This is a genomic window from Rugamonas sp. FW305-51 (assembly GCF_058786935.1).
The window spans coordinates 23,573-46,444 of the sequence record NZ_JBYSZG010000041.1 but is presented as its reverse complement, the minus strand read 5'-3'; the positions used below and the strand labels follow the sequence as shown (position 1 = coordinate 46,444).

Genomic DNA, 22,872 nt, shown 5'->3' with positions numbered 1-22,872 from the left:
CGCGGGCAAGCCGCTGGCGACTTTTCAAAAATTTTCACACTCTATCTCTGGGACTCCCAATGGCTTACGAAAACCTGATGGTTTTTACCGGCAACGCTAATCCTGCGTTGGCAGAAGGAGTCGCAAAAAACCTCGGCATTCCACTCGGCAAGGCAAACGTCTCGAAGTTCTCGGACGGCGAAGTGATGGTTGAAATCAACGAAAACGTCCGCGGTAAAGACGTGTTCGTGCTGCAATCGACCTGCGCTCCGACCAACGACAGCCTGATGGAACTGATCCTGATGGTTGACGCTCTGAAACGCGCATCGGCTGGCCGCATCACGGCCGCCATTCCTTACTTCGGTTATGCCCGCCAGGACCGCCGCCCCCGTTCGGCGCGCGTGGCCATCTCGGCCAAGGTGGTGGCCAACATGCTGGAAGAAGCGGGCGTCGAGCGCGTCCTGATCATGGATCTGCACGCAGACCAGATCCAGGGCTTCTTCGACATCCCGGTCGACAATATCTACGCTTCGCCCATCCTGCTGGGCGACCTGCAGAAAAAGAATTACCAGGACCTGCTGGTGGTCTCGCCGGACGTCGGCGGTGTGGTACGTGCGCGCGCCCTGGCAAAACGCCTGGGCTGCGACCTGGCCATCATCGACAAGCGCCGTCCCAAGGCCAACGTGTCCGAAGTGATGAACATCATCGGTGAAGTGGAAGGCCGCAACTGCGTGATCATGGACGACATGGTCGACACGGCCGGCACCCTGGTCAAGGCAGCGGAAGTGCTGAAAGAGCGCGGCGCCAAGAAAGTGATCGCCTATTGCACCCACCCTGTGTTGTCGGGCCCGGCCATCGAGCGCATCACCACCTCGTCGCTGGACGAACTGGTGGTGACGGACACCATCCCCCTGTCCGAAGCGGCCAAGGCTTGCGGCAAGATCCGCCAGCTGACCTGCGCACCGCTGCTGGCCGAGACGTTCAAACGCATCATCAAGGGCGATTCCGTGATCTCCCTGTTTATCGACTGAGATAAACGACAGCATCAGCAGTAACGGCGGCGCCTGGCTTTTGAGCCGGAGCGCCGTTGTGCTTTTCCGGATTCATGAGCGCAGTCTGCTCATTCTCGAGGCGCCCTGGTCGCGGGGCGCTTCATAACACGGGGCGTTAGCCCTGTATTTTTTGGAGTATCACATGAAAGTTGTTGCATTCAAACGCGAATTGCAAGGTTCCGGAGCGAGCCGCCGCCTGCGTAATTCCGGCCAGACCCCAGGCATCGTCTACGGCGGTACCGAAGCGCCAGTGACCATCTCGCTGGACCACAACGCCCTGTACCACGCGCTGAAAAAAGAAGCGTTCCACTCGTCGATCCTGGATCTGGAAATCGACGGCAAAGTCCAGCAAGTGCTGCTGCGCGACTTCCAAGTCCACGCATACAAGCAACTGGTCCTGCACGCTGACTTCCAGCGCGTTGACGCCAACGCCAAAGTGCACATGAAAGTTGCGCTGCACTTCGCCAACGCCGACGTATCGCCAGCTGTCAAGCTGCACGGCGCCACCATCAGCCACGTGCTGAACGAGATCGAAGTGTCGTGCCTGCCGAAAGACCTGCCAGAGTTCGTTACCGTTGACCTGGCAAACATCGACGTCGGCCACTCGCTGCACATCGGCGACTTGGTCCTGCCAGCCGGCGTGACCGCCGTGACCCACGGTTCGAACCTGACCGTTGCTACCGCTTCCGTGCCAGCCGGCCACGTTGCTGCTGAAGCAGCCGCTGCCGCTCCTGCCGCTGAAGAAAAGCCAGCTGCCAAAGCCAAGAAGTAATCTTGCGCCGCAGTGATGCGGTCGTGAACGAAAAACCCGCCGGCGCAAGCCTGGCGGGTTTTTTTACGGCGCTGTGCGCACGCAGCATGCCTTGCGCCATAATCCAGATTTCCTAACGACAGAAACGCCATGCCCATACGCCTGATCGTCGGCCTCGGCAACCCCGGCCCCGAATACGAACAAACCCGCCACAACGCCGGCTTCTGGCTGGTCGACAACCTGGCCAACAGCTTGCCGGGCGCGCGCCTGCAGCGCGAGACCCGCTTCAACGCGCTGGTGGCCAAGACCGCCATTGGCGGCAACGAAGTGTGGCTGCTGGAACCGCAAACCTATATGAACCGCTCCGGCCAGTCCGTGGGCGCGCTGGCCCGCTTCTACAAGATCGCGCCGGACGAAGTGCTGGTCGTGCATGACGAGCTCGATTTGATGCCGGGCGTGGCCCGCCTCAAGAAGGGCGGCTCGGCCGGCGGCCACAACGGCCTGAAGGACATCACGGCCGCGCTGGGTACGCAGGATTACTGGCGGCTGCGGCTGGGCATAGGTCATCCCCGTTCGCTCAGCCTGCAGCAGCAGGTGGCCGACTTCGTGCTGCACCGTCCGCGCCGCGAAGACCAGATGCTGATCGAGGAAGCGATCGAAAAAAGCCTGCACGTGATACCGCAGATTTGCGAAGGCAAATTCGAGGCGGCCACCATGAAACTGCATACGGCCTGACGGCGGCGCCGTCCGGCGCCCGTCCGCTCAGGACCGCTCAGGACCGCGGACCTGCCGCGCTTGCCGTGGCTTCCTTGGCCATGCTGGCGCCAGCCAGCGCCTGCAAGCGGTGCGCGTGGCGCCGCACCTCGTGCGCTGCCAGCGGGCCGCCATGCCCCATGTAATAGCGTTGCGCGCCCGCGTCCGCCAGGTTCAGCAAGGCTTGCGCCGTGGTGGCCGGGTCGTCTTCGAATGGCGGCCGTTTGGCGTGCCCCGTGCGGGCCAGTCCACCCAGCAGTATTCCCGACGCGATCAGGTCGCCGACCAGGGCGTCGCCGCTGCCCAGTTCGACGGCAATGGAGCCGGCCGTGTGCCCGGCCGCATGCCGCACCGTGCCCTGCACCCCATAGCTCGCCAGGTCCAGTTCCGCCCGCCCTGACAGCAGCAGGTCCGGCGTGAAGCCCACGTAGGGCTGGTACATCAGCCGGGTCCGGAGGAACAGGCGGCCGAACCAGCCGGTGGCGCAAAACGTCATCGGCAGCTCGCGGCGCAGATGGGACAGGTCACCCTCGTGGGCCACGATGGGCGCGCCCGACAGTTCGCGCAGCCGGGCCGCGCTGCCCGCATGGTCCACGTGCGCATGGGTGATGACGATCAGCCGGATATCGCGGAACGTCAGGCCTTCCCTGGCCAGCACCTTGCCGATCTTGCCTTCCGATCCAGGCAAGCCGGTATCGACCAGAACACAGCCCTGCGCTCCCCGTATCAGGTGGGCGTTGACCATGCCGAACGGCAGGATGGGGATGCGGATGATGTGTGCAGCGTTCATAATGGGGAGGTCCTCGATGGCCGGTCGTATGATCTGTCGGCTGCATCATCAATCAATGCTGAAATTCTGACAAGTACGCACTTTTTGGTGCCTGAGTATGGAAAAGGTTCCCATGACGAAGCAGTGGCACATAGAAAATCCCCTCGACTGTCCGATGGTGGCGGCCATCAACGCGATCGGCGGCAAGTGGAAACCGGTCATCCTGCATATGCTGGCATCGGGGACGATGCGCTTCGGACAGCTGCAAAGGAATATCCCGCCGGTGAGCCAGAAAATGCTCACGCAACAGTTGCGCCAGCTTGAGGCCGACGGCCTGGTGGTGCGCACCGTTTATGCGGAAGTGCCGCCCCGGGTGGAGTACGCGCTCAGCGCGCGGGGCCGCAGTCTGACGCCGGTGCTGGACGGACTGTATGCCTGGGGGCGGGAAGTGCAGGACAGCTGAGCCGGGCCGCAAGCGCTACCGCGTGCGGCCCGGTCCGGCAGGATTACCGGCTCGCCGCGATCCAGCGGTCGACGCGCGCCTCCAGGATGGGCAGCGGCAGGGTGCCGTCGCCGATCACCACGGCGTGGAAGGCCGGATAGCTGAACTTGTCGACCAGCGCCTGCTGGGCGCGCTCGCGCAGTTCCAGGATTTTCAGCGAGCCGATCTTGTAGCTCAGCGCCTGGGCCGGCATCACCATGTAGCGCTCGATCTGGTTGCGGGCCCGCGCCTCGCTGAAGCCCAGCGTCTCCATCGTGTACTGGATGGCCCGCTCGCGGGTCCAGCCCTTGGCATGTATGCCCGTATCCACCACCAGCCGCACGGCGCGCAGCATTTCCGCGTTCAGGTGGCCGTAGTAGAACTCGGGCTGCTCATAAAGGCCGAACTGCTTGCCCAGCGTTTCGCTGTACAGCGCCCAGCCTTCCGTGAAGGCGGCGCTGTTCGGGTTCTCCGTGTCGAACTTGCGGAAGTCCGGCAGCGGCAATTCCTTCAGCAGCGCCGCGTGCAGGTGGTGGCCCGGCAAGCCTTCATGCAGGAACAGGCTGACCATGCCGAAGGTGCTGTATTTGTGCGCGTCGTTCACCACCGGCCAGAACACGCCCGGATGGGAGCCGTCGGCCGCCACCGGCGTGTAGTGGTCGGACGCCGTGGCGCGCGTCAGTTCCGGCTCCAGCTGCAGGTCCAGCCTGGCCTTGGGCAGCAGGCTGAAATAGGTGGGCAGCTTTTGCAGCACGGCGTCGTTGATCTTGCGGTAGGCGTCCAGCACCTGGGCGTCGCTGGTGAACGGCTTGTATTTCTCCTGCGCGCTGACCCATTGCGGCAGGCCGCTGGTGGGGCCGTCGTAGCCCAGCTTGGGCCCCAGCTCGACCAGCTGCTGCTGGATGCGGGCCACTTCCTTCAGGCCCAGCGCGTGGATGGCGTCCGGCGTCAGGGGCAGGTTGGTGGCGTCCTTGATGCGGGCCTGGTACCAGGCCGCGCCGTTGGGCAGGGCGTCCAGGCCGGTGCTGGCGCGGCTGGCCGGCAGGTAGTCCTTTTCCAGGAAGGTGCTCAGGCGCTCCAGGGCCGGTGCCAGTTTCGCCGCGATCAGCTGGCGGTAGGCCGCCGTCAGGCGCTGCTTGTCGGCGGCGGAAAAGCCGGCCGGCAGGTTGTTGATGGGGGTGTAGAAGATGTTCGTTTCCGGCGTGGCGCTGCGCAGCTGCTGGAACTGGGGCAGCATGGCGAGCGTGATCGCTTTCGGCTGCACGACGCCGGTGCGCATGCCCTCGCGCATGTTGGCGATGGCCTGGTCTATCCAGGCCGGTAGCTGGCTCAGGCGGCTCAGGTAGGCGTCGTACTGTTTGGGCGTGGACAGCGGCTGCGACCCCGTGCCGCCCGCGTAGTTGGCCAGCGTGCTGGGCACGTTATCCATCTGGTTCAGCGGCAGCAGGTGCTCGGGGAAGGGCGCCAGGTCCAGCGCGCACTGCAGTTCGTAGGCCAGCAGGTCGTAGTTGAGCTGATCCTTGTCGCCCAGCGTGGCGCGGGGGATGGCGCGCAATTGCCGCTGCATGCGGTGGTACAGGGCGAACTGCCGGGTGCGCACCTTGGGCGCGATGTTCATGCCGATCTGGTCGTCATAGCGGCTGTCGCCGTTGGCGGTGGCGTACAGCAGCGGGTCGAAGCGGGCGCGGGCCTGGTAGAACGCGTCGGCCAGCCGGTCCAGCTTCTGTTGCGCGGGCGACTGCGCCATGGCGGTGGCTGGCGCGGCGGCCAGTGCGGGAACGCTGCACAGCGCGCAGCCGATCAGGCTGGCGAGCAGGGCGGTGGTGGCCAGCTTGGCACGGATAGGGGAAAGCGGCATCGAGGGTCTCCTGTTTTTGGGTGGTGACAGGATAACCCAGATCGTTCGCCTTTACAGGGTGGCCAGCACGGCCCGCACGTGGTCGGGAATGGTGACGGGTTTGTTGGTGTCGCGGTCCACGTAGACGTGCACGAAGTGGCCGGCGGCGGCCGGCACCGGCTCGTCGTTGCGGTAGATGCCGATCTCGTAGCGCACGCTGGAGTTGCCCAGCTTGCTCACGCGCAGGCCCACGTGCAGCAGGTCGGGGAAGGACAGCTGGCTGAAGTAGGCGCAGGCGCTGTCGACCACATAGCCGACCACCTGGTCGTTGTGGATGTCGAGCACGCCCCGTTCGATCAGGAACTGGTTCACGGCCGTGTCAAAATAGCTGTAGTACACGACGTTGTTGACGTGGCCATATTGGTCGTTATCTATCCACCGGGTGGGGATAGTCATGAAGTGGCGGAATTGTTCCCGTCCGGCGTTACGCAAGATCATGCGGTTTCCTGTTTGGTGGATAAAGCGTCCATTTTAGCCCCCATTGTCGGGGATTTTTTTGAATAGCGGTGGCGAGAGAGTTACAATTGACCCTTGAACGCTGCAAAACAGCAAAAATTCCAGTAAACGCCGCCTCGCCGGCCGTTTTTCAGTGCCGCTCGCCGGCATGATTGATAATTAAAGGTTCACATGAGTCTCCAATGCGGCATCGTCGGCCTGCCTAACGTCGGCAAGTCCACCCTCTTCAACGCCCTGACCAAGGCCGGCATCCCGGCCGAAAACTACCCGTTCTGCACCATCGAGCCCAACGTGGGCGTGGTCGAAGTACCCGATCCCCGCATGGACAAGCTGGCCGAGATCGTCAAGCCCGAGCGCATGGTCAATGCCATCGTCGAATTCGTCGACATCGCCGGCCTGGTGGCGGGCGCCTCCAAGGGCGAAGGCCTGGGCAACCAGTTCCTGTCCCACATCCGCGAGACCGATGCCATCGTTAACGTCGTACGTTGCTTCGAGGATGACAACGTGATCCACGTGGCCGGCAAGATCAGCCCGCTGGACGACATCGAAGTGATCCAGACCGAGCTGGCCCTGGCCGACATGGGCACGGTGGAAAAAGCCATCCACCGCGAAAACAAGAAAGCCCGCTCCGGCGACAAGGATGCCGCCAAGCTGGTCGCCCTGTGCGAGCGCCTGATGCCGCACCTGAACGAAGGCAAGCCGGTGCGCACCCTGGGCCTGGACGCCGACGAGATGCTGCTCATCAAGTCGCTGTGCCTGATCACGGCCAAGCCGGCCATGTACGTGGCCAACGTGTCCGATTCCGGCTTCACCAACAATCCGCTGCTTGACCAGCTGACCGCCTTCGCCGCCGCCCAGAACGCGCCCATCGTCGCCATCTGCGCCGCCATCGAATCGGAAATCGCCGACCTGGACGACGCCGACAAGGGCGCCTTCCTGGCCGACATGGGCATGGAAGAGCCGGGCCTGGACCGCCTGATCCGCGCCGCCTACAAGCTGCTGGGTCTGCAGACCTACTTCACGGCCGGCGTGAAGGAAGTGCGCGCCTGGACCATCCACGTGGGCGACACGGCGCCGCAGGCGGCCGGCGTGATCCACACCGACTTCGAGCGCGGCTTCATCCGCGCCCAGACCATTTCCTACGACGACTTCATCGCCTACAAGGGCGAGGCGGGCGCCAAGGAAGCGGGCAAGATGCGCGCCGAAGGCAAGGAATATGTGGTCAAGGATGGCGATGTGCTGAACTTCCTGTTCAACGTCTAAGTTGCCCTGAGAGAGATTTCGGATGCCATAGAACTTCATATAGCGTTCTTGAGCCTCGAAAAGTGCCTGATTCTCCTGTGAAATCAGGCACTTTTTGTTTTCTGGGATGATGCGATGGCCTGATGATAATTGTTGCATTGCAACACGATTCCGCCATCGTGCGGCGGCCCTGCTATGCGGCACGCTCCCGGAGGGGCAGGGCGCCAATGGTGGTTGAGATTTCGTAAGGATTGACCAGAATCTCTGGTTGTTGTCACGACCCCAGGACAATGGGGCGATCTGTCAAGAGGAATCAGTGTATTATTCATTTTATGAAACAAAAACTCTTAACCGCAATGCCGACTGTTTTTTCCCTTCGGAATCACGGTGGGTATGACAAGATTGTTGTTCGCACTGGGGCCGAGCGTATGATGCGCGCCTCTTGGACTCGTGTTGGTCAAGAGCTGAACCACGCCATCACGAAGGTTGGACGCGATGTCGAGAAACAAAAAAATCTCAAATAAACAAGCAAAATCTAACCACGTCTCATCCACTTCTCAGCCAAGCAACGTAGGTGATCAGCCTGCTCTTGTTCGGGTGAGCAAGCCCAAGGGGCCGTTGCCTCATGTAGCGACTACGATCCTGCCGGGAACCGACCCAGTGCAGCAGCGCGTATTGGCTCTTCATCAAGAACGCACTTCGTTCAATGGGCCAATTCCCCATCCAGATATATTCAAGAAATATGGCGAGGTTGTGGCGGATGCGCCAGAACGGATTCTTCGCGTTTTTGAAGAGGATTCCAGACACTCGCGGGAACTTCAGGCCAGAGCCTTGGAAGCCCAGCAGGGGGACAACCGTCGAGTTCACTGGATGGCTTGGAGCCTCATTACTGGAGGCTATGCCATGTCGGCATTGTTCGCTTCGATGGACAAGGATTGGCTTGCGGGTATCGTTTTAACGACGACGATTATTGGGACGGTGACGGGCTTCTTGCAGAGCCGCAAGGATACGTCCGATGCGGCTGACACTGATCATGACGACGCGGAGTAGCCTTCTGGCTATTCGCGTACAAACGCTCTCCAGGAACCAGCACAGGAAGAGCGCTGCTGGCTATCCGTTATTGGTCGCTGCCGCCTGCCCGGCCGGCGCGCCGTTGCGGGTCAGCACGCCATCGGCCGTCTGCTCGTCTTCCCTGAAGTTGCCGCTCCAGCTGTCGCCGTTCTTCCAGGTCAGCGTGCCTTTGCCGTGGCGCAGGTTGGACCGCCACTGGCCTTCGTAGCGGTCGCCGTTGGCCCAGTCCATGCGTCCCGTCCCCATGCGGTAGCCGGCCGCCAGTTCGCCCACATAGACGTCGCCGTTGGCCCACATCACCTTGCCGTTGCCGGAGTAGGTGGCCTGGTTGGGGTCGAGCACAAATGCCCCTTCGATGATGGCGTCGCCGGCCACCACGCGGATGGCCGGCGCGGCGGCCAAGGCGGCTGCGGCCTTGGCGGGCAGCGGTTCGTCCGATACATACGTCACCAGGCCATCGGGATCGACGGAGTTGGCCACGCTGTAGGTGATCGGCCCGTCCGGATCCTCGCCATTCATGGCCAGCTGCACGCGCTCCGTCATGGCATGCTTGTCCGAGTAGCCCATCATCCATTTCAGGCGATCCGCATCGAACACGAAGGCGTTCTGCGCCATCGCCCTGGAGGCCAGCTTGTAATGCAGCGTGTAGGCGGCAATGGGGTCGCGTCCCAGTCTGGCCATGCGCTCGATGGCCCACTGGTCGGCCATGTAGAAGCCGGTGCCGGCCACCCACGACACGCCGCTCAGGCTATCCTTGAACAAGCTGGCGGCCTTGAGCGAATCGATGGCGATGGCCTGCGCCTGGTTCCTGGCCAGGGTCTGCACCGTATCGAGCGTCTTTTGCCGCAGCGCGGCCGCGGCCTGGTCGGCGGCGACCTTGGCGGCCGCCTGCAGCGCCGCCTGGCCGGCGGTCCGGCTGGCCTGGGCGGTGGCCGCCGCCGCCGCGGCCGTGTTGGCGGCGTTGGCGATGGCGCCCACGCCGCTGACCACGGTGGCGACCGTGAATCCGGTGCGCACGATCTTCAGGCCGTAGTGGTAGACCTTCATCCGGGCGCCCGCTTCCTCGGACAAGCCCTGGGTCCACAAGACCAGCCACAGCGCCTCGTCGGGCGTCAGCTCCAGCGTGAACAGGTCCAGCGGGTGGGTGCTCTGGAGCCAGTGATAGTTTTGCGCTTCCTCTGCCTCCGGCGCGGCCAGGTTGACGTGGCCACGGCACACTTCGACCGGCGTGACCGGTATCGTCCGGCCGCCGGCCAGCGTGATCTTGAACGCGCGCCCGCCGTCGCGCAGGCTCTCCAGTTCTTCGAGCATCTTGGCCGTATCGGCCTTGCTGTAGCCGTCCACTTTTTCGATGTGCTCGCCCAATGCCAGGCCGGACTCGCGCGTGGCAGCGATCACGGTGAGGCGTTCATCCACGCCCAGCCCCCGTACCCAGGCAATTTTCTTTTCCTTCGGCAGGTCGTAGGACGACGCCGTCACGAACGGCAGTTCGTACTGCGTGCTGCAATCGGGGTCCTTCAGTTGTGCCGTCTTGACGACGTTGGGCCGCAATACCTGCTGCCCCTTGCCGTAGGTGCGGATGCGCGCCAGCAGTTTTTCATCGACCGGGCTGCCGTCGTCGACCGTGTAGGTCGTGCCGCAGCCGGCCAGCAGGATGGCAAGCGGTGCAATGCGCCAGAGGGCCCGGCCCCCCAAGCGACCGGGTGTGCCGCCGGACGGCTGGCCTATCGGTGCCATGGCTGCGGGGCGGCCGCGACCGTTCGGGTATACCTTGGGTTTGCCAGCTCTGCGCATGCCGCTTCTCGTCAACAAAGGTCAGCGGGCGGGCCGCATCAATGCATACTAAACTAACAATTTCCATGACGAAATGGTTTGTTGGTATGCAAAAGCAATTTCCTGATGGGAATTTGATGATGTGTGGTAAAAAAGCTATTGCGTGCCCGACATCCCCGTCGGCCGCGGCGGCGTTTCACCTTTGCCGCCGCGCAGACCGGGCGCTCCGCTTCGTGCTATGCTGGCCATTCAGGGGCTGGAAACGGAGGCCACCATGATTGCCAAATTCAAACCATTCAGCATGGCCGAAACGCTGGACGTGCTCAACACGCTGGACGCCCGCAAGGCGCTGCAGGAGACCGTCTCCCGGCATCGCCAGCAAGCGGCTGCGGGCACGGAGCTGAAATTCAGCCCGGAAGAGCTCAAGGCGCTCGCCGAGCTGTACGCCAAGGCCCGGCTGGACGCGCCGGCGTTCATGGACTGGGCCGCATCGGCCCAAGGCCAGCCGGATAGGCGCTGGGACGCCCTGCGCCAGCTGTTGCCCGCGACCGCACTCGTCACCTCCGGCACCGACTGGACCAGCCTGGACTATTGGAAGTGCAAGGCGGTTGACCTGCTGTGCTCGCTCAAGAAAGCGCCGGCGTCCACTGTCGGCCAGAGCGACGAACTGCCCTACCTCGGCTTGTCCAATGCCGACCGGCGCCTGCTCGACCACATCACCTACACCGCCGACGAGCTGAAGGAAATTGGCATCCGCGCCAGCCAGAGCCTGGAGCGTGGAGGCTGACGTGGCCGACCACATCTTCCAGGCCCTGATGGAGGAGGGCGGCGACATGGCCGGTGCTTTCGCCTACACCATCTACAAACGGCACAAGGTGGAATGGACGGTACAGTACATGGCCGACCACGGCGGCCAGTTACCCGATGCGGCCGCGCTGGACGCGTTCCGCTCCATGAACCTGCTGCCGCACGCCTTGCATGGCTATCTGGAACGGGGCCGGGCGCTCAGCCAGCAGGTCCTGACCATGGGCACGGAAAAGAAGATCAACGAAATCAAGGTGGAAGTCGCGCTCGGCGCCCTGGCGGCGGCCATGAAGGAAGACGTGCGCCGCCAGTTTGACGAACGCAAGACCATGCGCGGCTGGATGCGCGACGCCGTGACGGGCGTCATTGCCAACATGGTGGCCCTGCTCATCATCGGGGCCCTGATCCTGGGCGCCAAATCGCTGGACGATATCAACGCGGCCGTCAGCCGCTGGGCCAAAGGGGAGCCGGCCAGGGAAGGCGGCGTTGGCCAGCAGCCTGCGGCCTCTGGCGCCGGCCAGCAGCGCCCCGGGTCCGGCGCCGGCCGCTGAGCACCGGGCCGCGGCCGGCTGGTGGCGCGGGCACGGCTGGCCAATTCACCAACGCCGCCATGCCAGTTCGGTATAATCTCCGCATTGCCTTCGGCGCGCGGCTGCGCCAGCCTCACTCTCCTCACTAGAAAAACACATTCCACATGGCTTCCTCCAACGATAACGTCAGCATGGCGCTGTTCTGCGATTTTGAAAACGTGGCGCTCGGCGTGCGCGACGCCAATTACGACAAGTTCGATATCAAGCCGGTGCTGGAGCGCCTGTTGCTCAAGGGTAGCATCGTCGTCAAGAAGGCTTATTGCGACTGGGACCGCTACAAGGCCTTCAAGGCGCCCATGCACGAGGCAAACTTCGAGCTGATTGAAATCCCCCACGTGCGCCAGTCGGGCAAGAACTCGGCCGACATCCGCATGGTCGTCGATGCGCTGGACCTGTGCTACACCAAGTCGCACGTGGACACCTTCGTCATCATCTCGGGCGATTCCGATTTCTCGCCGCTGGTGTCCAAGCTGCGCGAGAACGCCAAGAAAGTGATCGGCGTGGGCGTCAAGCAGTCCACCTCGGACCTGCTGGTGGCCAACTGCGACGAATTCATCTTCTACGACGACCTGGTGCGCGAGAGCCGCCGCGCCGCCGCCAAGCGAGATCCGCGCGAAGCGCCGCCGGCCGTCAAGCGCACCCCGGAAGAGGAGAAGCGCCGCCGCGACGACATGGAAAAGCGCCGCAACCAGGCCATGGAAATCGTGGTCGGCACCTTCGACGCGCTGGTGTCCGAGCGTGGCGACAGCGGCAAGATCTGGGCTTCCGTGCTGAAAGAGGCGATCAAGCGCCGCAAGCCCGACTTCAGCGAGTCGTACTACAGCTTCCGCACCTTCGGCAACCTGCTGGAGGAAGCGCGCGCGCGCGGCCTGCTGGAATTTGGCCGTGACGAGAAATCGGGCGCCTATGTGTACCGCAGCAGCGGTGCGGCCATCAGCAACGGCCTGGCCGACGGCACCGGCGCGGCCGATGGCGGCGCAGCGGGCGACGCGGCGGAAACGCCGCGCCAGGAAGGCCGTCCGGAAGGGCGCCAGGATGGCCGTCGCGGCCGTGGCCGTGGCCGCGGCCAGTCTGGCCGCCATGCCGAGCGCGCCGACGAGCGCGCCGCGGAACTGGTGCTCGATGCCGAGCCTGAAGTGCTGGAGGCCGAGCCGTTCGAAGTGGTGGAAGTGGTGGAACTGGTCGAAGTGATCGAGACGGGCGACGTCAGCGATAGCAGCGACATCATCGACATTCCGGCCGAGGTGGTGGAGCCGCGCCAGGAAGGTCGTCATGGCCGCGGCAAGCGCGGTGGCCGCAAACAGGCAGAACGCAAGGGCGGGCACGCATCGGCTGAAGCGGCCAGCGCCATGCCGGCGCAGGCTGACGACAGCGCCATCGCCGCCCGGCATGCCGAAGATGTGCTCGAGCAGCGTATCGACCACGCGCCAGCAGCGGAAGCGGCTGACGTGACTGAGGTGGCAGCCGACGCGGCCAAGCCCGCCAAGTCCGCCAAGCCGGCCAAGGGTGGCCGCGCCGCCGCCAAGGCCACGCCGAAGAAAAAGCCTGCGGCCAAGGGCAAGGCCAAGCCGGCTGCCGCCGACGTGGCCGGCGCTGCGGAAGCGGTGACCCCGGCCGCCGAAGTCCAGACGGCCGCCCCGGCTGCGGAGGCGCCTGCCGCCGCCGCACAGGACGCGGAATCGGCCGCCAAGCCTGCCCGCAAGCCCCAGCCGCGGGGCCGCCGTCCGCGCAAGGACGCCAAGTCCGAAGCGTAAGCGCCCGTATCAAGTACCCGGCCCAAGGCGCACCGCCTTGGCGCCTCCGGGCATGGCGCCTCCGGGCATGGCGCCACGCGCCATGCCCCCGCCCCCCCCCCCGGTCCGCGCCGCGAGACAGCATCGCGCGCTTTCTGCCATACTTCACTTTTGCACAACTTTGCCGCAACGCCCACGGCGCTGCCTGCCTGCACATGCCTACGCTGACCGCCATCACCCTCTATCCCATCAAATCCTGCGCCGGCCTGGCGCTGCAGGAAGCCACGCTGACCGAAGCGGGTCTGATGACCCAGCAGATCTACGACCGCGAATGGATGGTGGTAGATGGGGAAGGGCGCTTCATGACCCAGCGCGAACACCCGCGCATGGCCCTGATCGTGCCCCGCCTGAAGGGCGACACGCTGGAACTGCGGGCGCCCGGCATGCTGCGCCTGGAAATTCCGCTGGGCCTGCCCGACCCCGGGGACGCCGTCGCGAAAACGGTGCAGGTATGGGACGACAGCGTGCTGGCCTACGACTGCGACGAGCTGACCGCCGCCTGGTTCAGCAACGCCATCGGCGTGCCGTGCCGGCTGGTGCGCTTCCATGCCGATGCGCTGCGCAAGGTCAGCGAGAAGTGGACCCGGGGCGTGGCGGCCACCACCATGTTCTCCGACGGCTATCCGGTGCTGGTGGCCGGCGCCGCCTCGCTGGACGACCTCAATAGCCGGCTGGTGGCGGCCGGCCGCGCGCCCGTCCCCATGAACCGCTTCCGCCCCAACCTGGTCATCGCTGGCCTGGACGCGTTCGAGGAAGACTATGCGGCCGCCTATCGCCTGGGCGAAGCGGAACTGCGTCCCGTCAAGCCATGTTCGCGCTGTCCCATCCCGTCCGTGGACCAGGACACGGGCCAGGCCGGCCCCGACCCGGTGGACCTGCTGCGCAGCTACCGTGCCAAGCCGGAGCTGGACGGCGCCATCTGCTTCGGCATGAACAGCATCGTCGTGGCCGGCGCCGGCCAGCGCATCCGGCTGGGGCAGGAAGTCGATGTCGAATTGGCGTTTTTGTAACGGAATTTACTTTTTGGCATTTCCAAGCATCCTTACTTGGCGTAATGTTGTGACTTGCCGGATGATAAAGACAGCAACGCTCCGGCACGGTCATTGGTCGCAGTCGCTATCGAGTAAGGGTTTATATGACGCACACAGTCACAGGCGCGCTGCCGTCCCACGCTGATCCCGCCACGCGGGCCGGCGAGCTGGCGGCGGAGAACCAGGCGTTGCGTGCCCGCATGGCTTACCTGCTGGAGCAGGCCGAGCGCAACCACTCGATCATGTGCCGCCACCAGGCGTTCGACCTGGAGATCGTGGGCGCCGCCACCTTCCCCGAACTGGTGGGCACCATCTTCCGCACCCTGCCCGTCATCTCCGAGCTGGAAAGCGTGACCCTGACCCTGATCGACGAGGATGCCGACATCCGCACCGTGATGGGCAAGCTAGGCGTGGTGTTCGCCGACTTTCCGCAACTGGTCTTCGTCGAGCAGCTCGACGAACTCGGTTTCGACCTGGGCCGCCGCACGGCCGGCACGCCGCCGCCGCGCCCGCAGCTGGGCATGTACGATCCCGTGCGCCATGCACTGCCGTTCCCCGCAGCGCCGGCCGCCCTGCAAAGCGTGGCCCTGGTGCCCCTGATGCGCAACAAGCGCATCATCGGCTGCCTCAACCTGGGCAGTGTGGACCCGGCCCGCTTCACGCCCAGCCTGGGCACGGACTTCATCGAGCATATGGCCTCCATCATCGCCATCTGCCTGGAAAACGTGATCAGCAACGAGATGCTCAAGTACATCGGCCTGACGGACTCGCTGACGGGCGTCTACAACCGGCGCTACCTGGACCGGCGTCTGCTCGAGGAGATCGCCCGCGCGCGGCGCCAGCGCTATCCGATCGCCTTCATGTACATCGACATCGACCACTTCAAGCGCGTCAACGACACGGTGGGCCACCAGGGCGGCGACGAAGTGCTGCGCGAAGTGGCGGCCCGCATCAAGGACGAACTGCGCCTGTCGGACGCACTGGCCCGTTTCGGCGGCGAGGAATTCGTCGTGTTGCTGATCGATGCGGACCTCGACAGCGCCGCCTTCGTGGCCGAGCGCATCCGCGCCAGCGTGGCCGGCACCATGATCAACCTGGCGCATGAAGTGCAGCTGTCCGTCACGGTGTCGATCGGCGTGGCCTGCCTCGACCCGGACCTGGCTGCAGGCGAACCGGAACTGGTGGCCCGTGAACTGATCTCGCGCGCCGACGGCGCGCTGTACCAGGCCAAGGCGGGCGGGCGCAACCGCGTCATCCGCCACGTGCCGGCGTGAGCGCCACGCTCAGCGCAGCAGCCGGCTCTCGGCCCCGCTGACGGCGTCAGCCGGGCCGCGCACCACCACCACGTCGTCGGGCGCCAGCATGGTCTGCGGCGCCACCTCCATGCGGCCCATGCCGCGCCGGATACTGGCCACTTCCGCCCCCGTGTCGTCCAGATTGAGCTCGCCCAGCGACTTGCCGATGGCGGCCGCCCCTTCGCCCAGCGTGACCGAATGCAGGCGCACCAGGTCCGCCTCCTCGCTGCTGTCGCTGGCGCCGTGGAAGTAGCCGCGCAGCGAGGCGTAGCGTTCCTCGCGCGCCGTCTGCACCCGGTGCACCACGCGCCGCAGCGGCACGCCCAGCAGCACCAAGGCGTGCGAGGCCAGCATCAGGCTGCCCTCCATCAGTTCCGGCACCACTTCCGTCGCGCCGGCCGCCTTCAGCCGGTCCAGGTCCGTATCGTCATGGGCCCGCACGATGACGGGCAGGGTGGGCGCCAGTTCATGCACCAGGTGCAGCACCTTGAGTGCCGACGGCGTGCTGGCGTACGTGATGACGATGGCGCTGGCGCGGTAGATGCCGGCCGCCACCAGGCTTTCGCGCCGGGCCGCGTCGCCGTAGGACACGTTGGCGCCGGCCGTCTGCGCCTCCTGCACCCGCTCCGGGTCCAGGTCGAGCGCGTGGTAGGCTATCTTCTCCTCGCCCAGCAAGGTGGCCAGGCTCTGGCCGCTGCGCCCGAAGCCGGCCAGGATCACGTGCTTCTGGGTCGACATGGTGCGGCTGGCGATCTTGGTCAGGGCCAGCGACTGCATCATCCATTCATTGCTCGACACCTTCATCACGATCTGGTCCGACTTGGCGATGATGAAGGGCGCGGCCAGCATCGACAGCACCATCGAGGCCAGCACCACCTGCACGATGTCGGGCGCCAGCAGATGGCTGCCGCCGGCCAGGTTCAGCAGCACGAAGCCGAATTCGCCGGCCTGGGCCAGCGCCAGTCCCGTGCGCAGGGCCACGCCGTCGGTGGCGCCGTACAGCTTGGCCAGCCCGGCGATCAGGGCGAACTTGAGCAGCACGGGGCCGGCCAGCAACAGCAGCACCAGCCACCAGTTTTCCAGCACCAGGCGCACGTTGAGCAGCATGCCGATGGTGATGAAGAACAGCCCCAGCAGCACGTCGCGGAAGGGCTTGATGTCTTCCTCCACCTGGTGCTTGTATTCCGTGTCCGAAATCAGCATGCCGGCCACGAACGCGCCCAGCGCCAGCGACAGGCCGGCCCGCTCCGTGATCCAGGCCGCGCCCAGGGTTACCAGCAGCAGGTTGAGCATGAACAGTTCCTGCGAACGGCGCTTGACGACGATGGTGAACCAGCCCCGCATCAGCTTCTGGCCGAAGAACAGCAGCAGCACCAGCACGGCCACCGCCTTCAGGCTGGCCCAGCCCAGCGTTTCGAGCAGGCGGTCGGGCTGCTCCGTCAGCGACGGAATCAGGATCAGCAGCGGCACCACGGCCAGGTCCTGGAACAGCAGGATGCCGATGATCTTGCGGCCATGGGCGCTTTCCAGTTCCAGCCGCTCCGTCAGCATCTTGGATACGATGGCGGTGGACGACATGGCCAGCGCCCCGCCCAGCGCAAACGCGGCCTGCCAGCCCAGGTGCAGGCTGGCCGGCAGCAGGCTGCCGATCAGCCAGCCGAAGCCCATGGTGAGGGCGATGGTCAGTCCCACCTGGGCCATGCCCAGCCCGAACACGATGCTGCGCATGGCCATCAGCTTGGCCGTGGAAAATTCCAGGCCGATGGAAAACATGAGGAACACGACGCCGAATTCGGCCAGTGTCTGGCTGGCCTCGTTCTGTTCGGCCAGGCCCAGCGCGTGGGGGCCGATCAGGATGCCTACGGCCAGGTAGCCCAGCATGGGCGGCATATGCATCATCCGGAATGCGACCACGCCGAGCACGGCCGCGCCCAGCAGCAAGAGAGTCAGTTCCAGGGATGAAAACATTTAATTCCGTATCATGGGGTGGTCGATTCCGTTGTTTGTCAGCCTTTGTTACCACTGGCAAGTTTTTTGCTTACCCAATTCGGCTATACTTTCGGCATGAGTGTAACCCATGAAAAAACAATGCTGAAAGCTTTTGATCGAATTGACCCGGCCACTGCCAGCCGGGCCCTGGAACTGGCCCGCGAGACGCTGCAGATCGAGGCCGACGCCATCGCCGCCCTGCACGCGCGCCTGGCCACGGACGACAGCGTGGGCCGCGCCGTGTCGCTCTTGCTCAATTGCAAGGGCCGCGTCGTCGTGTCGGGCATCGGCAAGTCCGGCCACATCGCCCGCAAGATCGCCGCCACGCTGGCCTCGACCGGCACCCCGGCCCTGTTCGTGCATCCGGCCGAAGCGGCGCACGGTGACCTGGGCATGGTGACGGCCGACGACGCCTTCATCGCCATTTCCTATTCGGGCGAAAGTGCGGAGCTGATGGCCATCCTGCCCGTTGTCAAGCGCATGGGCAGCGCCCTCATTTCCATGACGGGCAAGCCCAATTCGAGCCTGGCGCAGCTGGCCGACGTGCACCTGGACGTATCGGTGGCCAAGGAAGCGTGCCCGCTCAACCTGGCGCCCACGGCCTCGACCACCGTCACGCTGGCGCTGGGCGACGCCCTGGCCGTGGCCCTGCTGGACCTGCGTGGCTTCAAGGAAGAGGATTTCGCGCGCTCCCATCCGGGCGGCGCCCTGGGCCGGCGCCTGCTGACCCACGTGCGCGACGTGATGCGCAGCGGCGACGCCGTGCCGCGCGTGACGGCCGACGTCAAGCTGACGGACGCGCTGCTGGAAATCACCCAGAAGGGCATGGGCATGACGGCCATCGTGGACGCCGACGGCCGCCCCGTGGGCATGTTCACGGACGGCGATTTGCGCCGCATGATCGAGAAGGTGCAGGATTTCACCCAGGTCGTGATCCGCGACGTGATGCACCCCAACCCGCGCACCATCACGCCCGAAAAGCTGGCGGTGGACGCCGTGGCCGTGATGGAACAGTTCCGCATCAACCAGATGCTGGTGGTGGACGAGGCCGGCAAGCTGGTGGGCGCACTGCACATCCACGACCTGACCCGCGCCAAGGTGATCTGATGAAAGACGCCTACAAACTGGAAAACGTGGCCCGCGCCGCCAAGGTCAAGCTGATGATCTTCGACGTGGACGGCGTGCTGACGGACGGCAGCCTGCACTACGGCGCCGAGGGCGAAGCGCTCAAGACCTTCAATGTGCACGACGGCCTGGGCATCAAGCTGCTGCAGGAATCGGGCGTGCAGACGGCCATCATCAGCGCGCGCGTGTCGCCGCAGGTGGTCAAGCGGGCGGCCGACCTGGGCATCGGTTTCCTGCACCAGGGCGGGCACGACAAGCTGACCCCGTTCAACGCCCTGCTGGCCAAGACGGGCCTGACGGCCGACCAGGTGGGCTTCATCGGCGACGACGTGGTCGACCTGCCCATCCTGACCCGGGTCGGCTTCGCCGTGGCCGTACCCAACGGCCGGGCCGATGTGCTCAGCCGCGCGCATCACGTGACGGAAGCGCGGGGCGGGGGCGGCGCCGTGCGGGAGGTGTGCGAATTCCTGCTGCGGGCCCAGGGCAACTACGACAAGATCATGGCCCAGTTCCTGGTCTGAGGCGGCATCATGCACAAGAAAACGGCACACCGCTGGCGTTTGACCCTGATCATGCTGTTCGGCGTGGCATGCGCGCTCGGCACGTTCTGGCTGGTGCAGGTGGTCAACCAGGCGGGCCGCCAGGCGGAGGCCGACAGCCACCGCAACGAGCCGGACTACATCATCGAGCGCTTCAGCTTCGTGCGCCTGAACAAGGCCGGCCAGCCCAGCTACATCATCGCCGGCGACAAGCTGACCCACCACCCGGCCGACGATTCGTCCGACGTGGACCATCCCACCGTGCACAGCCTGGCGGGCGACCAGCCGCCCATGAACGTGCGGGCCGACCAGGCCCGGGTGGACCAGGATAACAGCCGCGTCAAGCTCAGCGGCGACGTGCGCGTGGTCCGCCCGGCCGCGGCCAACAGCCAGGCCATGCGCATGACCACGTCCGCGCTGACGCTGTACCCGGACGACGAGAAAATGGAAACGGACCAGCCGGTCGAGCTGCAGCTGGGCGCCTCCAGCGCCCGCGGCACCGGCATGAAGGCCGACAACGCCACGCGCCAGATCGCGCTGGGCGGGCGCGGCCAGATCCACCTGCCGCCCCGTGCGGCGCATTGATACAGAACGATATAGAACGGATTCGCAATGAAAAAACTCATCCTGTCGGCGGCCCTGCTGTGGGCGGCGGCCGGCCTGGCCCACGCTGAAAAGGCGGACTCCAGCAAGCCGACTGAAATCGCCTTCGACCAGCTGGAAGTGGACGACGTCAAACAGATCAAGATCGCCACCGGCAACGTGATCCTGACCCGCGGCACCTTGCAGATGAAGTCGCCCAAGGCCGTGGTGCATGAAGACCCGGAAGGTTACCAGTACGTGACCATGACCAGCACCCCCGGCACCCCGGCCACCTTCCGCCAGAAGCGCGACGGCGCCGGCGACCAGTGGGTGGAAGGCCAGGCCGAACGCATCGAATACGACGGCAAGACGGAGCTGGTCAAGCTGTTCGCCAAGGCCCGGATCCGGCGTCTGGAGGCGGGCAAGCCCAGCGATGAAGTGCAGGGCGAATTCATCTCCTACGACAGCCGCAAGGAATTCTTCGCCGTCAAGAACACGGCCACCGGCGAGAGCAAGCCGGGTGCCGGCCGCGGCACCATGGTGATCCAGCCGTCCAACAAGAGCCCGGCGCCGGCAGCGGCTTCCGTGCCGCCGGCGGGGAAATGAGCATGGACATGCAACGCTGCGGCAGCACCCTGATCGTGCGCGGTCTGCAAAAGAGCTACGGCAAGCGCCAGGTGGTGCACGACGTCTCGCTGCAGGTCGAGTGCGGCGAAGTGGTGGGCCTGCTGGGCCCCAACGGCGCCGGCAAGACCACCTCGTTCTACATGATCGTGGGCCTGGTGCCGTCGGACGCGGGCACCATCGACATCTCGGGCGTCGACATTTCGTCGCTGCCCATCCACCGGCGGGCCGTGATGGGCCTGTCCTACCTGCCGCAGGAAGCGTCCGTGTTCCGCAAGCTGACGGTGGAAGAAAACATCCGCGCCGTGCTGGAAATCCAGCAAGTGAACGGCAAGCCTTTATCCAAGGCCGAAATCGATGAACGGCTCAATACCCTGCTGGCCGATCTGCAAATCGAGAAGCTGCGCGAGAACCAGGCGCTGTCCCTGTCCGGGGGCGAGCGGCGCCGGGTCGAAATCGCGCGCGCACTGGCGACCAATCCCCGCTTCGTGCTGCTCGACGAACCATTCGCCGGGGTCGACCCGATCGCCGTCATTGAGATCCAGCGCATCGTGCGCTTCCTCAAGGAACGCGGCATCGGCGTGCTGATCACCGATCACAATGTGCGCGAGACGCTGGGCATCTGCGACCGCGCGTATATCATCAACCAGGGCACGGTATTGGCGTCAGGCCGGCCAGACGACATCATCGCCAACGAATCGGTGCGTCGCGTGTATCTGGGTGAACACTTCCGTATGTAAGGTATGTAAGTAAAGCCATGAAACAGTCATTGCAACTGCGCACTTCGCAGCACCTCGCGCTGACCCCGCAACTGCAGCAATCGATACGCCTGCTGCAGTTGTCCACGCTGGAGTTGCACCAGGAATTGGAACAGCTGCTGACCGACAATCCGCTGCTGGAGCGGCTCGACGATCCGCTCGACCATTCCGTGCGGCTGCTGGCCGACGGCGCCATCAGCCAGCAAAGCGCGCCGGCCGAGGCGCCGCCCGAAGGCCCGCCCGGCCAGCAGCAGGATGCGCCCGCGCCGGCCGAGGCCGAGCCGTTCGAGGGCGCCGACGGCGACGCCGCGCCCGAGGGCGACATGGACTGGAGCGACGCCGGGCGCAGCAAGACGCCCGACGACGAGGACTCCCGGCCCCAGCTCGAAGCAAACCACTGCACCCTGCGCGAACACCTGATGGAGCAGATGCGGGTGACGGTGCTGGAAATGCGCGACCGGGCGCTGGTGGAAATCATCATCGACGCGCTCGACGAAAACGGCTACCTGGAAGAACCGCTGGAAGAAATCCTGGCCCGCCTGCCGGCAGAACTGGACATCGAGCCCGAGGAGCTGCAGACGGCCTTGTCGTTATTGCAAAGTTTCGACCCCGTGGGCGTGGGCGCCCGCAACGCCTCCGAGTGCCTGGCGCTGCAGATCAAGCGCATGCCGCACGTGCCGCTGGTGACGCGCCGCATGGCGCTGGCCATCGTGGAACAGCACCTGGCCTGGTTCGCCCAGCGCGACTTCAACAAGCTCAAGAAGGCCATGCAGTGCGACGACGAGGACTTGCGCGAAGCGCAGGCCGTGATCCGCCAGTGCAATCCGCACCCGGGCGCCGCGTTTGCCTCGGACGTGTCGGACTACGTGGTGCCGGACGTGATCGTCAAGAAGGCCCGCAACGGCTGGCAGGTCACCTTGAACAACGACGTCATGCCGCGCCTGCGGGTCAACGCCATGTACGCCAACCTGCTCAAGCAGGGCAAGGGCGAGGGCGCCATGGGGGCCCAGCTGCAGGAAGCGAAATGGCTGATCAAGAACATGCGCCAGCGCTTCGACACCATCCTGCGCGTGGCGCAAGCCATAGTGGAACGGCAAAAGAATTTTTTCTCGCACGGCGCCGTTGCCATGAGGCCCCTTGTGTTGCGTGAAATTGCTGATACACTGGGACTACACGAGAGTACTATTTCTCGGGTAACAACTCAGAAGTATATGCTGACCCCGCATGGCATGTTTGAGTTGAAATATTTCTTTGGCAGCCATGTCGCCACCGAAGCGGGGGGAGAAGCATCATCGACGGCGATACGTGCACTGATCGTGCAATTGACAGGAGCAGAAGACCCTAAAAATCCTTTATCCGACAGTAAGATTGCGGACATGCTGGGAGAACAAGGCATGGTGATTGCGCGACGAACTGTTGCCAAATATCGCGAAGCATTAAAGATCCCGCCAGTCAGTCTCCGCAAGTCTTTGTAGTTATCTGGTTCCTGCGCGCCCGGCCTGAAAGGGCAGCGCACTG

General features: G+C 64.8%; 22 protein-coding genes. 17 read left to right on the top strand and 5 right to left on the bottom strand.

Annotation, left to right across the window (positions count from 1 at the left end; all coding sequences use genetic code 11):
* The first annotated feature begins 59 nt into the window (after positions 1-59).
* The 3 genes from AC3WOS_RS22570 (at position 60) to pth (ending at position 2,517) form a co-directional block, all read left to right on the top strand.
* Positions 60-1,010: a ribose-phosphate pyrophosphokinase gene (locus AC3WOS_RS22570; RefSeq protein ID WP_492718734.1), complete on the top strand. Its 951-nt coding sequence runs from the start codon at positions 60-62 to the stop codon at positions 1,008-1,010.
* Between the two features lie 163 nt (positions 1,011-1,173).
* Positions 1,174-1,803: a 50S ribosomal protein L25/general stress protein Ctc gene (locus AC3WOS_RS22565; RefSeq protein WP_492718732.1), complete on the top strand. Its 630-nt coding sequence runs from the start codon at positions 1,174-1,176 to the stop codon at positions 1,801-1,803.
* Between the two features lie 129 nt (positions 1,804-1,932).
* Entirely contained in the window at positions 1,933-2,517 is a 585-nt protein-coding gene (gene pth, locus AC3WOS_RS22560) for an aminoacyl-tRNA hydrolase (protein WP_492718730.1), read from the top strand.
* Positions 2,518-2,554: 37 nt separating this feature from the next.
* On the opposite strand, the gene AC3WOS_RS22555 is transcribed toward pth, so the two are convergent.
* Positions 2,555-3,325 (bottom strand): MBL fold metallo-hydrolase, encoded by a 771-nt coding sequence (locus tag AC3WOS_RS22555; RefSeq protein WP_492718728.1) that lies wholly within the window; start codon positions 3,323-3,325, stop codon positions 2,555-2,557.
* Positions 3,326-3,422: 97 nt separating this feature from the next.
* On the opposite strand from AC3WOS_RS22555, the gene AC3WOS_RS22550 reads away from it, so the two are divergent.
* Entirely contained in the window at positions 3,423-3,767 is a 345-nt protein-coding gene (locus AC3WOS_RS22550) for a winged helix-turn-helix transcriptional regulator (protein WP_492718726.1), read from the top strand.
* A gap of 43 nt (positions 3,768-3,810) precedes the next feature.
* Here AC3WOS_RS22550 and AC3WOS_RS22545 read toward each other — a convergent pair whose 3' ends face one another.
* Both AC3WOS_RS22545 and AC3WOS_RS22540 read right to left on the bottom strand, forming a co-directional pair.
* Positions 3,811-5,643, bottom strand: a complete 1,833-nt coding sequence (locus AC3WOS_RS22545) for a DUF885 domain-containing protein (protein ID WP_492718724.1) — start codon at positions 5,641-5,643, stop codon at positions 3,811-3,813.
* 51 nt (positions 5,644-5,694) lie between these two features.
* A complete protein-coding gene (locus AC3WOS_RS22540; protein WP_492718722.1) occupies positions 5,695-6,120 on the bottom strand; it encodes an acyl-CoA thioesterase in 426 nt (141 codons plus the stop codon).
* Positions 6,121-6,309: 189 nt separating this feature from the next.
* On the opposite strand from AC3WOS_RS22540, the gene ychF reads away from it, so the two are divergent.
* Positions 6,310-7,401, top strand: a complete 1,092-nt coding sequence (gene ychF / locus AC3WOS_RS22535) for a redox-regulated ATPase YchF (protein WP_492718721.1) — start codon at positions 6,310-6,312, stop codon at positions 7,399-7,401.
* Positions 7,402-7,875: 474 nt separating this feature from the next.
* Positions 7,876-8,430 (top strand): DUF2335 domain-containing protein, encoded by a 555-nt coding sequence (locus AC3WOS_RS22530; protein WP_492718720.1) that lies wholly within the window; start codon positions 7,876-7,878, stop codon positions 8,428-8,430.
* A gap of 60 nt (positions 8,431-8,490) precedes the next feature.
* Here the strand turns inward: AC3WOS_RS22530 and AC3WOS_RS22525 are convergent, their stop codons facing one another.
* Positions 8,491-10,188, bottom strand: a complete 1,698-nt coding sequence (locus AC3WOS_RS22525) for an MORN repeat-containing protein (protein ID WP_492718718.1) — start codon at positions 10,186-10,188, stop codon at positions 8,491-8,493.
* A gap of 310 nt (positions 10,189-10,498) precedes the next feature.
* Between AC3WOS_RS22525 and AC3WOS_RS22520 the strand changes: the two genes are divergently transcribed.
* The 5 genes from AC3WOS_RS22520 (at position 10,499) to AC3WOS_RS22500 (ending at position 15,716) form a co-directional block, all read left to right on the top strand.
* Positions 10,499-11,011 carry a hypothetical protein gene (locus AC3WOS_RS22520; RefSeq protein ID WP_492718716.1) on the top strand — a complete coding sequence of 171 codons (513 nt, stop codon included), beginning with the start codon at positions 10,499-10,501 and terminating at the stop codon, positions 11,009-11,011.
* Between the two features lies 1 nt (position 11,012).
* Positions 11,013-11,579 carry a hypothetical protein gene (locus AC3WOS_RS22515; protein ID WP_492718714.1) on the top strand — a complete coding sequence of 189 codons (567 nt, stop codon included), beginning with the start codon at positions 11,013-11,015 and terminating at the stop codon, positions 11,577-11,579.
* 143 nt (positions 11,580-11,722) lie between these two features.
* Positions 11,723-13,372, top strand: coding sequence for an NYN domain-containing protein (locus tag AC3WOS_RS22510; RefSeq protein WP_492718712.1), 1,650 nt, complete (start codon positions 11,723-11,725; stop codon positions 13,370-13,372).
* A 194-nt stretch (positions 13,373-13,566) separates the two neighbouring features.
* Complete coding sequence (locus AC3WOS_RS22505) at positions 13,567-14,421, top strand: MOSC domain-containing protein (RefSeq protein ID WP_492718710.1); 855 nt, start codon at positions 13,567-13,569, stop codon at positions 14,419-14,421.
* Positions 14,422-14,546: 125 nt separating this feature from the next.
* The gene (locus AC3WOS_RS22500; protein ID WP_492718708.1) at positions 14,547-15,716 is read left to right on the top strand and encodes a GGDEF domain-containing protein; all 1,170 of its coding nucleotides are present in this window, start codon (positions 14,547-14,549) and stop codon (positions 15,714-15,716) included.
* A 9-nt stretch (positions 15,717-15,725) separates the two neighbouring features.
* On the opposite strand, the gene AC3WOS_RS22495 is transcribed toward AC3WOS_RS22500, so the two are convergent.
* Positions 15,726-17,705: a monovalent cation:proton antiporter family protein gene (locus tag AC3WOS_RS22495; RefSeq protein WP_492718706.1), complete on the bottom strand. Its 1,980-nt coding sequence runs from the start codon at positions 17,703-17,705 to the stop codon at positions 15,726-15,728.
* Positions 17,706-17,825: 120 nt separating this feature from the next.
* On the opposite strand from AC3WOS_RS22495, the gene AC3WOS_RS22490 reads away from it, so the two are divergent.
* The 6 genes from AC3WOS_RS22490 to AC3WOS_RS22465 are packed head-to-tail and all read left to right on the top strand — an operon-like array spanning position 17,826 to position 22,829.
* On the top strand, positions 17,826-18,833 hold the full coding sequence (locus AC3WOS_RS22490) for a KpsF/GutQ family sugar-phosphate isomerase (RefSeq protein WP_492718705.1): 1,008 nt from the start codon (positions 17,826-17,828) through the stop codon (positions 18,831-18,833).
* Positions 18,833-19,372 carry a KdsC family phosphatase gene (locus AC3WOS_RS22485; protein WP_492718704.1) on the top strand — a complete coding sequence of 180 codons (540 nt, stop codon included), beginning with the start codon at positions 18,833-18,835 and terminating at the stop codon, positions 19,370-19,372. The genes AC3WOS_RS22490 and AC3WOS_RS22485 overlap by 1 nt, the downstream gene beginning before the upstream one ends.
* Before the next feature lie 9 nt (positions 19,373-19,381).
* Positions 19,382-19,975 (top strand): LPS export ABC transporter periplasmic protein LptC, encoded by a 594-nt coding sequence (gene lptC / locus AC3WOS_RS22480; protein ID WP_492718702.1) that lies wholly within the window; start codon positions 19,382-19,384, stop codon positions 19,973-19,975.
* A 27-nt stretch (positions 19,976-20,002) separates the two neighbouring features.
* A complete protein-coding gene (lptA, locus tag AC3WOS_RS22475; RefSeq protein WP_492718700.1) occupies positions 20,003-20,578 on the top strand; it encodes a lipopolysaccharide transport periplasmic protein LptA in 576 nt (191 codons plus the stop codon).
* Positions 20,579-20,580: 2 nt separating this feature from the next.
* A complete protein-coding gene (gene lptB, locus AC3WOS_RS22470) occupies positions 20,581-21,336 on the top strand; it encodes an LPS export ABC transporter ATP-binding protein (protein ID WP_492718699.1) in 756 nt (251 codons plus the stop codon).
* A gap of 17 nt (positions 21,337-21,353) precedes the next feature.
* Entirely contained in the window at positions 21,354-22,829 is a 1,476-nt protein-coding gene (locus tag AC3WOS_RS22465; RefSeq protein WP_492718697.1) for an RNA polymerase factor sigma-54, read from the top strand.
* The last annotated feature ends 43 nt before the right edge of the window (positions 22,830-22,872 follow it).